This window comes from Streptomyces sp. NPDC087844, from assembly GCF_044742785.1.
GTDB lineage: Bacteria > Actinomycetota > Actinomycetes > Streptomycetales > Streptomycetaceae > Streptomyces.
In genome coordinates this window covers 608,888-625,107 of the sequence record NZ_JBIUVD010000001.1, presented here as the reverse complement: position 1 = coordinate 625,107, position 16,220 = coordinate 608,888, and the positions used below count along the sequence as shown (strand labels likewise).

At 69.5% G+C, this 16,220-nt stretch carries 8 protein-coding genes; 5 read left to right on the top strand and 3 right to left on the bottom strand.

All coding sequences use genetic code 11. The features are described from left to right. Positions 1–502: 502 nt before the first annotated feature. Both ACIOKD_RS02445 and ACIOKD_RS02440 read right to left on the bottom strand, forming a co-directional pair. Positions 503–2,032, bottom strand: a complete 1,530-nt coding sequence (locus ACIOKD_RS02445; protein WP_402077022.1) for a helix-turn-helix domain-containing protein — start codon at positions 2,030–2,032, stop codon at positions 503–505. A gap of 63 nt (positions 2,033–2,095) precedes the next feature. Beyond that, a complete protein-coding gene (locus ACIOKD_RS02440; protein WP_402077019.1) occupies positions 2,096–2,293 on the bottom strand; it encodes a DUF4236 domain-containing protein in 198 nt (65 codons plus the stop codon). Positions 2,294–2,723: 430 nt separating this feature from the next. On the opposite strand from ACIOKD_RS02440, the gene acnA reads away from it, so the two are divergent. The 5 genes from acnA (at position 2,724) to ACIOKD_RS02415 (ending at position 11,347) form a co-directional block, all read left to right on the top strand. Then, positions 2,724–5,438: an aconitate hydratase AcnA gene (gene acnA / locus ACIOKD_RS02435; protein WP_402077017.1), complete on the top strand. Its 2,715-nt coding sequence runs from the start codon at positions 2,724–2,726 to the stop codon at positions 5,436–5,438. A 417-nt stretch (positions 5,439–5,855) separates the two neighbouring features. Further along, a complete protein-coding gene (locus ACIOKD_RS02430; RefSeq protein ID WP_402077014.1) occupies positions 5,856–6,572 on the top strand; it encodes a response regulator transcription factor in 717 nt (238 codons plus the stop codon). Then, positions 6,569–8,194: an ATP-binding protein gene (locus tag ACIOKD_RS02425; protein WP_402077012.1), complete on the top strand. Its 1,626-nt coding sequence runs from the start codon at positions 6,569–6,571 to the stop codon at positions 8,192–8,194. Before ACIOKD_RS02430 ends, ACIOKD_RS02425 begins: the two co-directional genes overlap by 4 nt. A gap of 419 nt (positions 8,195–8,613) precedes the next feature. Then, positions 8,614–9,975 carry a DUF3500 domain-containing protein gene (locus tag ACIOKD_RS02420; RefSeq protein WP_402077010.1) on the top strand — a complete coding sequence of 454 codons (1,362 nt, stop codon included), beginning with the start codon at positions 8,614–8,616 and terminating at the stop codon, positions 9,973–9,975. A gap of 256 nt (positions 9,976–10,231) precedes the next feature. Then, positions 10,232–11,347 (top strand): lytic polysaccharide monooxygenase, encoded by a 1,116-nt coding sequence (locus ACIOKD_RS02415; protein ID WP_402077008.1) that lies wholly within the window; start codon positions 10,232–10,234, stop codon positions 11,345–11,347. 851 nt (positions 11,348–12,198) lie between these two features. On the opposite strand, the gene ACIOKD_RS02410 is transcribed toward ACIOKD_RS02415, so the two are convergent. Further along, positions 12,199–16,038 (bottom strand): GH92 family glycosyl hydrolase, encoded by a 3,840-nt coding sequence (locus ACIOKD_RS02410; protein WP_402077006.1) that lies wholly within the window; start codon positions 16,036–16,038, stop codon positions 12,199–12,201. Between the last annotated feature and the right edge of the window lie 182 nt (positions 16,039–16,220).

Below are 16,220 nucleotides of genomic sequence, written 5' to 3'. Positions count from 1 at the left end.
TGGCCCGCGCGGATTGTGGAGTTGTCCTCGCGGAAGGTGTTGTCGCGGACATGGTGCAGAAGATCAGGGCCCCCGGCGATTGGCCTCGACCGGGGCGATGTAGTGGCGCCGCGGGCACGGAGGTAGGTGCCGTGGGCGTGCTGAGCGTCGACGGCGATCGCCCGTAGCCCTGGCTCGGTCGGGGTGGCCCGCACGGCGAGGAAGGCGCCGATCGCCCGGTCCGAGGCGTCGCCGTCGAGCTGGGTCGGGAGACGGCGCGGAGTGTGGGGATGCGGGACCGACGCGGTGCCCGTCATGGTGCCGGTCAGCCGGTCAGCCGGTCGACGGGGGAACCGAGGGCCCGGCAGGCGCCCAGGCCGGGGCATTTGCGATGTGCTCGAAAGCCGTTGCTCCCGGCTCAACGCCCCGAAAACTCCCGGAGGCTCCGTCGCACCCCACCGTGCCTTGCGGTCATGCAGTCATGCAGTTCAGGAGGGTGTGACGGAGCGTTTCCCGACGGCTCTCAGATGTCCCGGAAGATCTCGATCTGCGCCCCCACCGAGTTCAGCCGCTCCGCCAGGTCCTCGTAGCCGCGGTTGATCACGTACACGTTGCGGAGGACCGACGTGCCCTCCGCCGCCATCATCGCGAGGAGGACCACCACGGCGGGGCGCAGCGCCGGTGGGCACATCATTTCGGCGGCTCGCCAGCGCGTGGGGCCCTCGACCAGGACGCGGTGCGGGTCGAGGAGCTGGAGGCGTCCGCCCAGGCGGTTCAGGTCCGTGAGGTAGATCGCGCGGTTGTCGTAGACCCAGTCGTGGATCAGCGTCTGGCCCTGCGCGGAGGCCGCGATCGCCGCGAAGAACGGGACGTTGTCGATGTTCAGGCCAGGGAAGGGCATGGGGTGGATCTTGTCGATCGGCGCTTCGAGCTTCGAGGGGCGGACGGTGAGGTCCACCAGGCGCGTACGGCCGTTGTCGGCGAAGTACTCCGCCGTGCGGTCGTGGTCGAGGCCCATCTCCTCCAGGACCGCCAGCTCGATCTCCAGGAACTCGATGGGGACGCGGCGCACCGTCAGCTCGGACTCGGTCACCACCGCCGCGGCCAGCAGGCTCATCGCCTCCACCGGGTCCTCGGACGGCGAGTAGTCCACGTCCACGTCGATGTTCGGCACGCCGTGCACGGTGAGCGTCGTGGTGCCGACTCCCTCCACCCGGACACCGAGAGCCTCCAGGAAGAAGCACAGGTCCTGGACCATGTAGTTGGAGGAGGCGTTGCGAATGACGGTCGTGCCCTCGTGGCGGGCGGCGGCCAGCAGCGCGTTCTCCGTCACCGTGTCGCCGCGCTCGGTCAGCACGATGGGGCGGCCCGGGGTCACCTTGCGGTCCACCCGCGCGTGGTACATGCCCTCGGTGGCGGCGATGTCCAGACCGAACCGGCGCAGCGCGATCATGTGCGGCTCGATGGTCCGCGTACCGAGGTCGCAGCCGCCCGCGTACGGCAGCTTGAAGCCGTCCATGCGGTGCAGCAGCGGGCCGAGGAACATGATGATCGAACGGGTGCGGCGGGCCGCCGTCTCGTCGATGGACGCCATGTCCAGCTCGGCCGGCGGCACGATCTCCAGGTCCACGCCACCGTTGATCCACCGGGTGCGTACGCCGATGGAGCCCAGTACCTCCAGAAGGCGGTACACCTCCTCGATGCGCGCGACGCGGCGCAGCACCGTGCGGCCCTTGTTCAGGAGCGTCGCACAGAGCAGCGCCACGCACGCGTTCTTGCTGGTCTTGACGTCGATCGAGCCGGAGAGCCGGCGTCCGCCGACCACACGGAGATGCATCGGGCCGGCGTAGCCGAGCGAGACGATCTCGCTGTCCAGCGCTTCACCGATTCGAGCGATCATCTCAAGGCTGATGTTCTGGTTGCCTCGCTCGATGCGGTTCACCGCGCTCTGACTGGTGCTGAGCGCTTCGGCCAGCTGCGTCTGTGTCCAGCCCCGATGCTGACGGGCGTCACGAATGAGCTTGCCGATGCGTACGAGGTAGTCGTCTGCCATAACGGCAGGCTATCTCACATATGAGATGCCGCATCTGGAGGGGGCCGATGGGGTGACGGTGCCTCAGTGGCGCTTGCCGCGGGTGGTGCGCCGCCAGCCGAAGGGGCCGGGGAGGTCCATCGAGGTCGTCCGGCGTCCCGTGCTGCTGTGCGTGTGCTTGGGGCCGTTCTTGCCGCCCGTGGTGATGGACCACGACTTCTTGTTGATGTTCAGCCGTACTCCGGGCAGGATCCGGAAGCTCTTGCGGAATGTGAGCGGCATGGGTGCCCCCTTCGTCGTCGTCCGCTGCCGGGTACCCCGGATGGCGGCCGGCACGCCGAACACCCTTGCGGCCGGGCCGGGTTCGGTCCCGGTCCGGCGGCGAGGGGGCTCGTGGGGGGCTTCTCGCTGTGACGTGCGGTGGCGCCTCCCCGTCGGCCCGGGGGTGCCGCGTGACGGCTGCCGACCGGGTTCGCGAAGTGTGCGACCGGGTCGGGTGGTAATCCGGATGAGGGCGGTCACACGCCCTCCGGGCATGACCGTGCCGCGGTCATGTACTAGAGTTATCTCGACATCGAGATATCTGCCGAGGCGTGCCGCAGCCGCCCAGGACCGGTAAGGGTTACCTAACTTAGCTTGACCTTAGCGGATCGGCCAAGAGGGCGTGGCGGCAGGATGCGGTGGTACGCGCACATGAATGAAGGAGACTGTCGTGTCGGCGAACAGCTTCGACGCCCGTAGCACGCTCAGCGTGGGCGACGAGTCCTACGAGATCTTCCGGCTGGACAAGGTGGAAGGCTCGGCCCGCCTTCCGTACAGCCTCAAGGTCCTGCTGGAGAACCTGCTCCGTACCGAGGACGGCGCGAACATCACCGCCGACCACATCCGTGCCATCGGCGGATGGGACTCGCAGGCCCAGCCCAGCCAGGAGATCCAGTTCACGCCGGCCCGCGTGATCATGCAGGACTTCACCGGCGTGCCCTGCGTCGTGGACCTCGCCACCATGCGCGAGGCCGTGAAGGAGCTCGGCGGCGACCCGGCGAAGATCAACCCGCTGGCCCCGGCCGAGCTGGTCATCGACCACTCCGTCATCGCCGACAAGTTCGGCACCCACGAGGCGTTCGCCCAGAACGTCGAGCTGGAGTACGGCCGCAACAAGGAGCGCTACCAGTTCCTGCGCTGGGGCCAGACCGCCTTCGACGAGTTCAAGGTCGTCCCGCCGGGCACCGGCATCGTCCACCAGGTCAACATCGAGCACCTGGCGCGTACGGTCATGGTCCGCAAGGGCCAGGCGTACCCCGACACGCTGGTCGGCACCGACTCCCACACCACCATGGTCAACGGCCTCGGTGTGCTCGGCTGGGGCGTCGGCGGCATCGAGGCCGAGGCCGCGATGCTCGGCCAGCCGGTCTCCATGCTCATCCCGCGTGTCGTCGGCTTCAAGCTGACCGGTGAGCTCACGCCCGGCACCACCGCCACGGACCTCGTGCTCACGATCACCGAGATGCTCCGCAAGCACGGTGTCGTCGGCAAGTTCGTCGAGTTCTACGGCGAGGGTGTGGCGGCCACGAGCCTCGCCAACCGCGCCACCATCGGCAACATGTCGCCGGAGTTCGGCTCCACCGCCGCGATCTTCCCGATCGACGACGAGACCCTGAAGTACCTGCGCCTGACCGGCCGTGACGAGCAGCAGGTCGCGCTCGTCGAGGCGTACGCCAAGGCGCAGGGCCTCTGGCTCGACCCGGCCGCCGAGCCCGACTTCTCCGAGAAGCTGGAGCTGGACCTGTCGACGGTCGTTCCGTCGATCGCCGGCCCGAAGCGCCCGCAGGACCGCATCGTCCTCGCGAACGCCTCGCAGAAGTTCGCGCAGGACGTCCGCAACTACGTCGAGGACGACGACGAGGCGGGCAAGGAGTCCTTCCCGGCCTCCGACGCCCCGGCCACCACCAACGGCGTACCGTCCCGCCCGACCACGGTCACGGCCCCCGACGGCTCGACGTACGAGATCGACCACGGCGCCGTCACCGTCGCCGCGATCACCTCCTGCACCAACACCTCGAACCCGTACGTCATGGTCGCCGCCGCGCTCGTCGCGAAGAAGGCCGTGGAGAAGGGCCTGACCCGCAAGCCCTGGGTCAAGACCACCCTCGCGCCCGGCTCCAAGGTCGTCACCGACTACTTCGACAAGGCGGGGCTCACCCCCTACCTCGACAAGATGGGCTTCAACCTCGTCGGCTACGGCTGCACCACCTGCATCGGCAACTCAGGACCGCTGCCGGAGGAGGTCTCCAAGGCCGTCAACGAGCACGACCTCGCGGTCACCTCTGTCCTCTCCGGCAACCGGAACTTCGAGGGCCGCATCAACCCCGACGTCAAGATGAACTACCTGGCCTCCCCGCCGCTGGTCGTCGCGTACGCCATCGCGGGCTCCATGAAGGTGGACATCACCAAGGACGCGCTGGGCGCCGACCAGGACGGCAAGCCGGTCTTCCTCGAAGACATCTGGCCGACCGAGGCCGAGGTCAACGACGTCGTGGCGAACACCATCGGCGAGGACATGTTCAACAAGTCCTACCAGGACGTGTTCGCTGGCGACGCCCAGTGGCAGGCGCTCTCCATCCCCACCGGCAACACCTTCGAGTGGGACCCGCAGTCCACCTACGTGCGCAAGCCCCCGTACTTCGAGGGCATGACGATGGAGACCACCCCGGTCTCCGACATCACCGGCGCGCGCGTGCTCGCCAAGCTGGGCGACTCGGTCACCACCGACCACATCTCCCCGGCCGGCGCCATCAAGGCCGACACCCCGGCCGGCAAGTACCTCAACGAGCACGGTGTGGAGCGTCGTGACTTCAACAGCTACGGCTCGCGCCGCGGCAACCACGAGGTCATGATCCGCGGCACGTTCGCCAACATCCGCCTGCGCAACCAGATCGCGCCGGGCACGGAGGGCGGCTACACCCGCGACTTCAGCCAGCCGGACGCGCCGGTGTCGTTCATCTACGACGCCTCGCGCAACTACATCGAGCAGGGCACCCCGCTGGCCATCCTGGCCGGCAAGGAGTACGGCTCCGGCTCGTCCCGCGACTGGGCCGCCAAGGGCACCGCGCTCCTCGGCGTCAAGGCCGTCATCGCCGAGTCGTACGAGCGCATCCACCGCTCGAACCTCATCGGCATGGGTGTCATCCCGCTGCAGTACCCGGAGGGCCAGACCGCCGAGTCCCTCGGTCTGACCGGCGAGGAGGCCTTCTCCTTCACCGGCATCACCGAGCTGAACGAGGGCACCACCCCCCGTACGGTCAAGGTCACCACCGACACTGGTGTGGAGTTCGACGCGGTCGTCCGCATCGACACCCCCGGTGAGGCCGACTACTACCGCAACGGCGGCATCCTGCAGTACGTGCTGCGCAGCCTGATCTCCAAGTAGGCGATCCGGCACGGCAGTCGAGGGCCGCACTCCCGCACGTCGGGGGGTGCGGCCCTTCGCCGTGCGCGGGGTGTCCGGAGCGTACGGAGCGTACGGAGCGTACGGAGCGTACGGGGCGTACGGGGCGACCGGCGGGTACGTCGGCAGCAGCGATCAGCCCCGTTCGCGTCGTTCCCCGCGCCCCCGAAAGGATGGCGCCGTTCCCCGCGCCCCGAAAGGATTGCGCCGTTCCCCGCGCCCCTGAGGGGGCAAGGCCGCAGCCGAGCCCTCACCTCAGAGGGGGCGCGGGGAACTGCGCGGCCGGCCGCAGCGGGCCCGCACCTTTCAGGGGTGCGCGGGTGCGCGGGTGCGCGGACGCACGGCTGCGGCTCAGGCGGAACACAGGGTTCTCCCAGCCGATCGGGACAGGATCACTACATGTCTGGCACCCGAAGCGAGCCCGTCCGCGTGCTGATCGTCGACGACGAACCCGGTCTGACCGAGCTGCTCTCCGTGGCCGTCGCGGAGGCCGGCTGGCGGCCCTACCCGGTGGCGGACGGGCGGTCCGCGCTGCGCGTCGCGCGCGCCCGTGCCCCGCACGCCGTCGTCCTGGACGGAATGCTCCCCGACCTGGACGGAATCCAGGTCCTGCGCCGGCTGCGGCAGGAGAACCCGAAGCTGCCCGTCCTGATGCTCACCGCGCGAGACGCGCTGGAACACCGCATCGACGGCCTCGCCTCCGGCGCCGACGACTACGTGACGAAGCCCTTCTCCCTGGAGGAGGTCGTGCTGCGACTGCGCGGACTGCTGCGGCGGTCGGGTGCGGAGGACACCGGGTCCGGCGGTTCGGTGCTGGTCCTCGGTGATCTGGTGCTGACCGAGGAGACCCGGGAGGTGCACCGCGACGGTACGCGGGTCCAGCTCACCGCCAAGGAGTTCGACCTGCTCAACCTGCTGCTGAGCCATCCGCGCCAGGTGCTGAGCAAGACACAGATCCTCGACCATGTGTGGAGCAGCTGCTTCGACGGCGGAGGGAACCTCGTCGAGGTCTACATCTCCAGCCTCCGCCGCAAGATCGACAGGGGGCGGACGCCGATGATCCACACCGTACGGGGCGTCGGGTACGCCATCAGACCGCCGGGGGACGGCAGATGAGGCCGCGCCTGCCGGAGCGGCGTTCACTGCGCACCCGCCTCCTGCTCTTCATCGGCGTCATCCTGGTCGTCGTCTGCGCGGCGATGGCGCTCACCACCGTCCTCGCCCAGCGCGCGTACCTGATGGGCAACCTCGACCAGCGCGTCACCGACGCCGCCGAGCGCAGCCAGGGCGGACTGCAGCGCCGCACGGGCGACGACACGGACCTCGGCTTCCTGAACGAGCGCGGCCAGGCGGTGGGCACACTCGCCGCCCGCTTCGATCCCGACACTGATGCCGCTCCCGATCCCGACACCGATGCCGACACCGATGCCGACACCGATGCCGATGCCGACGGGACCGGACAGGTCATCGCGGCCCAGGTGGTCACGGACGACGGTACGCAGCAGACCCTCACCACCGCCCAGCGCGCCGCCCTGGACGGCATCGCCACCGACGGCTCCCTGCACACCCGTACGATCCCCGGCCTCGGCACCTACCGCGTGACCGCCATCGCCGGTGACGGTGTCCCCGTACTCACCGGGCTTCCGATGGACGACGTACAGGACATGATCGGCGGCCTGGTCCTGATCGAGGCCGTGGCGGGGGGCCTCGGCCTGACCGCCGCGGGTGTGATCTGCGCCGTGGTGATACGCCGTCAGTTGCGTCCGCTGGGCCGGGTGGCCGCCACCGCCGTCGAGGTCTCGCGGGTTCCGCTGGGCCGGGGCGCGGTCACCGGCCTCACCCGGGTACGCGAACGCGACACCCACCCCGGCAGCGAGGCCGGGCAGGTCGGTGCCGCCCTCAACCGCATGATCGACCATGTGGAGTCCTCGCTCGCCGAACGCCAGCGCAGCGAGGAACGCATGCGCCGCTTCCTCGCGGACGCCAGCCATGAACTCCGTACGCCGCTCGCGTCCATCGCCGGATACGCGGAGCTGATGAACCGCGGCACCCAGCGGATCGAGCCCACGCTGGCCTGGCGGCGGGTCTCCGCCGAGTCGGCGCGCATGACGGGGCTTGTGGAGGACCTGCTGCTGCTCGCCAGGCTCGACGAGGGGCGTCCGCTCCAGTCGTCCGAGGTCGACCTCGCGGCGGTGGTCGCCGAGGCCGTGTGGGACGCGCGGGCGGCGGGCGCAGGCCAGGACTGGCAACTGGCGCTGCTCCTCGACACCCCGGCGCTCGTCCTCGGCGACGAGGCCCGCCTCCATCAGGTGGTGGCCAACCTGTTGGCCAACGCGCGTGCGCACACGCCGGTGGGCACGACGGTCGTCGCCTCGGTGGAGGCCACGCAGGCACACTGCGTGATCCGCGTCCGCGACGACGGTCCCGGCATCCCACCGCACCTGCTGCCCGCGGTCTTCGAGCGCTTCACGAGGGGCGACACATCCCGTTCCCGCAGCGGCCCCGCCGACGGCGGCTCCGGCCTCGGGCTCGCCATCGTCGCGGCCATCACGGCCGCGCACGGCGGCCGCATCGACGTCGAGAGCGAGCCGGGGCGTACGGAGTTCACGCTCACCCTGCCGCCCTCCCACGTGCTCCTGGAGGCACCCCCGGAGACACCTCAGGCGCCGCCGACCAAGAGCACACCACGACCCGACCCGCACCACAGAGCCCCCGCCCCCGCCCCCGACCCACGCTGACCACCCACACCTCACCCCGGACCTGCAAGGGCCACAGGGAACGGCGCAGCCTTCTGCCTCTCAGGGGCGCGGGGAACGGCCCAATCTTCTGCCTTTCAGGGGCGCGGGGAACGGCGCAATCTTTTGGCCTTCACGGGGGCGGGGGGCCTGGCGCAGCCTCTCAGGGGCGCGGGGAACGGCGCAGTCTTTCGCCCTTTCAGGGGCGCGGGGAACGGCGCAGTCCCTTGCCCTTCAGGGGCGCGGGGAACGGCGCGACCAGCCGCAACGCGGCCCGCACCCAACCCAACCCAACCAAACCCAACCAAACCCACCCCGCCCCCGCCCCACCCCCTACTTCAGGTTGGACTCAGGTCGACCCCCCAAAGTCGTCCCACGCGGCCGTCCGGCAGGGACCGGCCCACGGCGAAAAGGGGTTGGCCATGGCGGAGCAGGAGCCGGTTGCGATGACGGAGTTCGACAGCGGGGAGCCGACGGCGCAGGAGCCGCAGACAGGCCGTCAGGCCCACGCGAACCGACGGAACTTCATGCGCAAGGTCTTCTTCGCCAGTGGCGCCACCGCGGTCGCGACGATGGGCGGGGCCGGCGCCTGGGCCGCCCTCGCCGCCGACGAGACCGGCGCGACCGCCTCGGCCGTCCCGAGCGGCACCCCGAGCGGCACCCCGAGCGGAGGTCCCGGCGGCGGCGCCGGAGGCCCCGGCAATCAGTCCATCACCGAGGACTTCTTCGGCCTGACCACCGACGGCAAGAAGATCGACGACCTGTTCACGGTCCACTCCGAGGGCGTCGCGACCGCCCCGGTGATCGCCGCGGCCAACGCCTTCCTGGCCGGACTGAGTGCCACGCAGAAGTCGTCGACGCAGTTCACCGTGCACTCCACCGAGTGGCGGCTGTGGAGCAACGTCGACGCGTACGACCGTCAGGGCGTCTCGATCGCCGACCTCTCCGACGAGCAGCAGGCGCTCGGCAAGGCCCTGCTGAAGTCGGCGCTCAGTGCCGACGGCCTGGAGACCACGGAGAAGATCCGCAGGATCAACCAGGCCGCGGGGGAGGCGATCGACAACACGGCCTCCTTCAACGAGGAGGCCTTCTCCTACACAGTGATGGGCACGCCGTCCGCCACCGAGCCCTGGGGCTTCCAGTTCGACGGGCACCACCTGGTCATCAACTACTTCGTGCTCGGCGGCCAGGTCGTCATGAGCCCCTGCTTCTGGGGCTCGGAGCCGACCGAGATCGAGATCGACGGCACGACCGTCTCGGTGTGCAAGGAGGAGGTCACGGCGAGCCTCGCCTTCATCAACTCCCTCACCGAGGCCCAGCGGACGGTCGCGATCGAGTCGACCACGAAGTCGAACGAGTCCATGAAGGCCGGCGCCTTCGCCGACAACGCGGTCCAGGAGTACACCGGCATCCGCGGCACGGCCCTCACCGGCGCCCAGAAGCTCAAGCTCCTCGGCATCGTCGAGGCCTTCGCCGGCCGGGCCAAGGCCGATGTCGCCAAGGCCCGACTGGCCGAGGTCCGGGCCCACCTGAACGACACGTACGTCACCTGGGCGGGCGGCATCGCTGACGACTCGGCCTTCTACGTACGGGTGCACGGCCCGGTCGTCTGGGTCGAGGTCGACTGCCAGGCCCCCGGCCCGCTCGCGGGCGCCTACGGCGCCTCGCAGGGCAGCGGCGCGACCCAGATGCACGTGCACTCCATCATCCGCACCCCCAACGGCAACGACTACGGCAAGGAGCTCCTGCGACAGCACTACCTGACGTCACCTCACCACCGCTGAGCTTCGTCGGAAGCCCCCTCCGAGCGTCATGAGTCACCCGTCATCGCGAGGGCCGCACCTGTCCGGGTGCGGCCCTCGCGCGTCAGCCGTTTACATGTGCGTTGCTCCGCGCTAGCTTCGACAGCACGTGGGGTGGGAGCGCTCCCATTCCGGGTGGACCGGAACCCGCCCCGGGGCCGCCCCCACCTCACACATCCCGTACGTACACCACACGCACATCACACGGCCTGTGAACGAAGGGATGGACGCTGCTGTCATGAGCCTGACAATGACCCCGCCCCAGCCACCTCGACGCCCGCCACGCCGCTCACCGCTCGGCCGTCTCCCGCTCCCCGCCCGCGGCAGAGCCTTCCTCCTCATCCTGCTGGCCCTGGTCGTCACGGTCCCCGCCCTCGGCCTGGTGGTCTCGGCGGGTGGCGAGGCCGAAGCCCACGGCACCCCGATGAAGCCCGCCAGCCGCACCTTCCTGTGCTGGCAGGACGCGCTCACCGACACCGGTGAGATCAAGCCGGTCAACCCCGCCTGCAAGTCGGCACAGCAGGTCAGCGGTACGACGCCGTTCTACAACTGGTTCTCGGTCCTGCGCTCCGACGGCGCCGGCCGCACCCGCGGCTTCGTGCCCGACGGCGAACTGTGCAGCGGCGGCAACACCAACTTCACCGGCTTCAACACGCCGAGCGCCGACTGGCCGCTCACCCATCTCACCTCGGGCGCGACCGTCGACTTCTCCTACAACGCCTGGGCCGCGCACCCGGGCTGGTTCTACGTCTACCTCACCAAGGACGGGTTCGACCCGACCAAGGCGCTCACCTGGAACGACCTGGAGGAACAGCCGTTCCTGAGCGTCGACCACCCGCCGCTCAACGGGTCCCCGGGCACGGTCGAGGCCAACTACTCCTGGTCCGGCCAACTCCCGGCCGGCAAGTCGGGGCGCCACCTCGTCTACATGGTCTGGCAGCGCTCGGACAGCGCGGAGACCTTCTACTCCTGCTCCGACATCGTCTTCGACGGCGGCAACGGAGAGGTGACCGGCATCCACGACCCGGGCAACCCGACCGAGCCCCCGGCCGGTGCCTGCTCCGCCGACCGCCGTACGACGGGCAGTTGGTCGGGCGGCTTCCAGTCCGAGGTGACCGTCACCAACAGCGGGGACGTGCCGCTGCTCGGCTGGATGGTCGACTGGTCGCTGCCGAGCGGGCAGTCCGTGGCCAGCCTCTGGAGCGGCAACGCCACGTACAGCGGCCAGAACGTGATGGTCCACAACGCCGACTGGAACGGGTCGCTCGACCCGGGCGAGAGCACCACGTTCGGTTACGTCGTCCAGGGCTCCGGAGGTGATACGGCGACCGCTCCGGCGTGCCGTCCGGGCTGAGCGGCTTCGCGGCCCGTCCGGGACCGGCCCCGTCGACTCCGGGGCGGGAACCTCCCGGGCTGCTCTGGGCGGACCCGGTGGCCGTAATCCACCGGGTCCGCGAGCCGGGCAGGTCGGGGGAAGGCCTGGCCGGAGGGGAGGGGGTCGTGTGGACCACGGACGCGACAACGTTGTCCGGTGGTCGGTGGTCGGTGGTCGGTGGTCTGAAAACGACTCTACCTCCCCAACGGAGCCCGCATCCGCCGCAGTTGGAATCTTGAGCCACTTCTGAGGTGGGTACGTTCTCCCGCGGAAGGGCGCATGAACGAGCGGGACACGGTACGGCGACCGGCCGCCGTCTGCCTGGCGCTGGCGCTGGTGATGCCGCTGTCGCTGGGCGGACTCACCGGCTGCGGCACCGGCCCCGGGGGACGACTCCGGGCCGGAGAAGAAGGTGCCCTTCCACGTCCGGGCCGAGGACATGACGGCCAGGAGCCGTGTCGGCACGCAGGACGACACCCACGCCGACTTCGAGGTCTTCCCCGTCGAGGTGAGCGGTGAGCGGTGAGCGAGGCACCGAGCACACGTGCGCCTGAAAGTGCGCAACAACGGGCCGGCCACCCCCGGGCGTCACCGTGGTCGAGCAGCCCGAGGGGGCCGTCGACGAGGACGTGTACGAGCCCTCCCGCGACCTGGACAAGGGCACGTACTCATGTCCTGTGGTGAGGGCGGTGTCCGCGTGACGGACACCGCCGACACCTCCCGCCGGGACCCCGAACCCGACCCCAACCCCGACCCCGCCAACGACACGGCACCGGTTACCGTCCTGCCGTAACCGGTGCCGTGTGCGGGGGAGTTCAGCCGGGCCGGTGTCAGCCCAGCAGTTCCACCTCCGCCAGCGTCGCCTCACCGTCGAGGACCAGGCGGTACTTCGCGTACGTACCGGGTGCCGCGACCGAGAAGGCCCGCGTCTGCTTGTCCCAGGCGAAGGACTGCCCGGAGCGCTTGTCGAGGTCCTTCCACGTGGTCCCGTCGGACGAGCCCTGGAGGACCCAGCCCTTGGGAGCCTTGGCGCCGTCGGCCGACGTCAGCGTGTACTGAACGGCCTTGACCGGGTCGGCGGTCGGCAGGTCCGCGGACGTGACGGTGGCGTTCGTGGCCGACGTGTTGTCGAACAGCGCGCCCTCGCCCTTGACGGCATCGCTCCGGGGAGCCGGCACCTTGTCGTCCTGCGTGATCGACACGGGCGCCGCGTTCTTGCCGGTGCCCCACGAGGACGGCTTCGACCCCATGTCGAACTCGATCACCGCGCCGCGCGAGATGAGCGAGTGCGGGAGCGAGGTCGACGTCCACTTCTTGCCGTTGACCTTCAGACCCTGCACGTAGACGTTCTTCGCGCTGTTCTTCGGGGCCTTCACGACGAGGTCCCGGCCGTTCTCCAGGTGCACGGTCGCCTTGGTGAACAGCGGTGAGCCGACGGCGTATTCGCCGCTGCCCATGACCAGCGGGTAGAAGCCGAGCGAGGAGAAGAGGTACCAGGCCGACTGCTCGCCGTTGTCCTCGTCGCCGTGGTAGCCCTGGCCGATCTCGCTGCCCGTGTAGAGCCGCGAGAGGACCTCACGCACGTTCTTCTGGGTCTTCCAGGGCTGGCCGGCCGCGTCGTACATGTAGTTCACGTGGTGGGCCACCTGGTTGGAGTGCCCGTACATGCCCATGCGGACGTCGCGGGCCTCGGTCATCTCGTGGATGACGCCCCCGTACGAGCCGACGAACTCGGGCCCGGCGGTCTCCGGGGTGCCGAAGTACGTGTCCAGCTTCTCCGCGAGTCCCGACCGGCCGCCGTACAGGTTGGCCAGCCCGCGCGAGTCCTGCGGCGCGGTGAAGGCGTACCCGTAGCCGTTGGTCTCGGTGTAGTCGTAACCCCACACGCGCGGGTCGTACTTCTCGGAGTCCACCCGCCAGTCGCCCTTGGCGTCCTTGCCCTGGAAGAAACCGGCCTTCGAGTCGAAGAGGTTGACGTACTCCTGGGCCCGGTTGAGGAAGTACGCGGACTCCTCCTTGTACTTCTTCTTGCCGGTCTCCCTGTAGAGCGCCTCGCCCATCTTCGAGATGCCGTAGTCGTTGAGGTAGCCCTCAAGCGCCCACGACAGGCCCTCGTGGGTGTCGGTGCTCGTGTAGCCGATGAAGGGCGAGGTGGTCATGCCCTTGCGGCCCACACCCGAGGAGGGCGGCACGACGGTCGCGTTCTTCACGGCCGCGTCGTACGCCGACTCCGCGTCGAAGTCGACGCCCTTGACGTACGCGTCCGCGAACGCCACGTCGGAGGACGTGCCGGTCATCAGGTCCGCGTAGCCGGGCGAGGACCAGCGCGAGGTCCAGCCGCCGTCCTTGTACTGCTGCACGAAGCCGTCGACCATCTCACCGGCCTGGCCGGGCGTGAGGAGCGAGTAGGCGGGCCAGGTCGTCCGGTAGGTGTCCCAGAAGCCGTTGTTGACGTACACCTTGCCGTCGACGATCTTCGCGCCGGTGTGTGTCGGGGTGTCAGGGCCTGGCATCGCCGAGAACGGCGAGGCGTACTGGTACTTGCCGCCGACCTTCTCGAAGCCGGAGTTCGGGTACAGGTACAGCCGGTAGAGGCTGGAGTACAGCGTCGTCAGCTGGTCCGGGGTCGCGCCCTCGACCTCGACCTTGCCCAGGATCTTGTCCCACGCCTTCTGGGCGCGCGACTCGACCTTGTCGAAGGACGTGCCGTCCGGGATCTCCTGACGGAGGTTGTCCTTGGCCTGGTCGATGCTGATGAGCGAGGTGGCGATGCGCAGGGTGACCGTGCGGTCGGCGCCCGGCTTGAACTTCAGATAGCCCTTGACCCCCGAGGAGCTTCCCTCGGTGACGGGCGCGTCGAAGGTCCCGTACACGAAGAGGCGGGTGGCGCCCGTCGACAGACCGGACTTGACGTCCGAGTAGCCGGTGAAGGTGCCGCTCTCCTTGTCGAGGGTCAGACCCGCCTGGTCCGTGACGTTGTCGAAGAGGACGTTCGCGTCGTCACCGGGGAAGGTGAACCGCATCGCCGCCGCGTGGTCCGTCGGCGTCATCTCCGTCTTCAGCCCGTTCTCGAACGTCACGCCGTAGTAGTACGGGCGTGCCGTCTCGTTCTCGTGCCTGAAGGGCAGCGCGCGGGCGGTGCGGCCCGTCTCCGGGGTGCCGGACGCGGCCGACGGCATCACCTGGAAGGTCTGCCGGTCGCCCATCCAGGGGCTGGGCTCGTGGCTCGCGCTGAACGCCTGGACGGTGGGGAGGTTGTCCGCGTTGTTGGAGCGCGCGTAGTCGTACAGCCAGCTCAGCGAACCCGCGTTCGTCACCGGGGTCCAGAAGTTGAAGCCGTGCGGCACGGCCGTCGCCGGGAAGTTGTTGCCGCGCGAGAAACCGCCGCTGGAGTTGGTGCCGCGGGTGGTCGACGCGTAGTCCGAGAGATGCGCCTTGGGCTTCTCGGGCTTCTTCACGCTCAGGTTCACGTCGTCCAGCCAGCCGCGGAACTTGGCCGGACCCTTCGGGGAGTCGTACGCGACCAGTACGCGGTCCACGGTCCGGCCGGCCGCGACCGAGCCGATCCGCGAGGTGACGTCGTTCCACTGGTTGACGTACAGCACCTTCGAGGCGCCCTGGCCCTGCGGTGTCAGCGCGAACCCGTGCTGGTCCTGGGCGCGCAGGTCACTTAGGTAGGTGCCGTCCGTGAAGGCGAGGTCGACCGACACGTTCGTGGCGTCGTAGTCCCGGTCGCCGTCCGCCATCGACGGGAAGATCCGGTAGGCCAGCTCGGTGTCGCGGCCGACGGCCACGTTCACGTCGAAGACCTTGTTGTACGAGTAGGCGCGGCCGTCCGCCTTGTGGGTGCCCGCGTACCGCAGGGCCTTCTTGCCGGTGAAGCCCGCGCCCGCCTTGGCCGTCGGGGAGCCGCTCGGACCGCGGTCCACGAGGGAGAGCATGTCCTTGGGCGTGGGGTCTTCCTCGTCGACCGTCGAGAACTGGACGTCGGCGAGCTGCAGGGCGTCGGAGGCCCCGTTGTTCTTGGTGATGTCGAGCCGGAAGTGCTGGTACTCGGCCGGTTCGCCGAGTTTGTACGACTTCGTCTGGAACCGCTCGGCGAAGGACTCGCCGGTCCGGGTGTCGAGGGTCTTCCAGTCCTTGCCGTCCGTGGAGCCCTGGAAGGTCCAGTCGACGGGGTCGCGCTCGTCGTGGTCGTTGGCCGACGTGAGCGCGTACGAGAGCAGCTTGACGGGGGCGTCCAGCTCGAACTCCGCCCAGCCGGTGGGCGCGAAGGTCAGCCACTTGGTGCTGGGCTCGACATCGGCGAGGTTCTCCTTCACCTCGCCCCCGCCGGTGTTCTCGGCGCTCGCGCGGACGTCCGTGACGTGGTCCGTCACATTGCCGGGGATGCCGGTGCTGTAACCGCCGTCGACTCCCGCGGCGCGCTTGGTGCCGTCCGCCGAGGTGTCGACCGTGTTGAGCCAATCGGGTGCGGGTTCACCCGTCTCGAAGGAGGAGCCGAACTCCCTGTCCGCCGCCGCCGCTTCACCGGGACGGGCTACGGCGGCGCCCTGGGAGGCCACCACCAGTGCGAAGGCGGCGGCTCCGAGGACCGCCGTGGAACCCCACCCGTGCCGTGTTCCGAACCGGGATCTGTACGGAGACCCTTGCCGAGATCTGTGGTGCATGCGCCAGCACCCTCCCTGTCACGTGCGCCTGGACAACGTTGTCAAATTCGCTGCGCAGGTCCAGTAGGGAGTCAAGTGGCCGGTGCTGTCAAGGGTGTTGTATGTGGTGTACGGGGGTCATGGCGACAACCGGCTCGACGGCCCCCTCGTGGACCCGCCTGTCGGGCTCCTGTTCGGGCGCT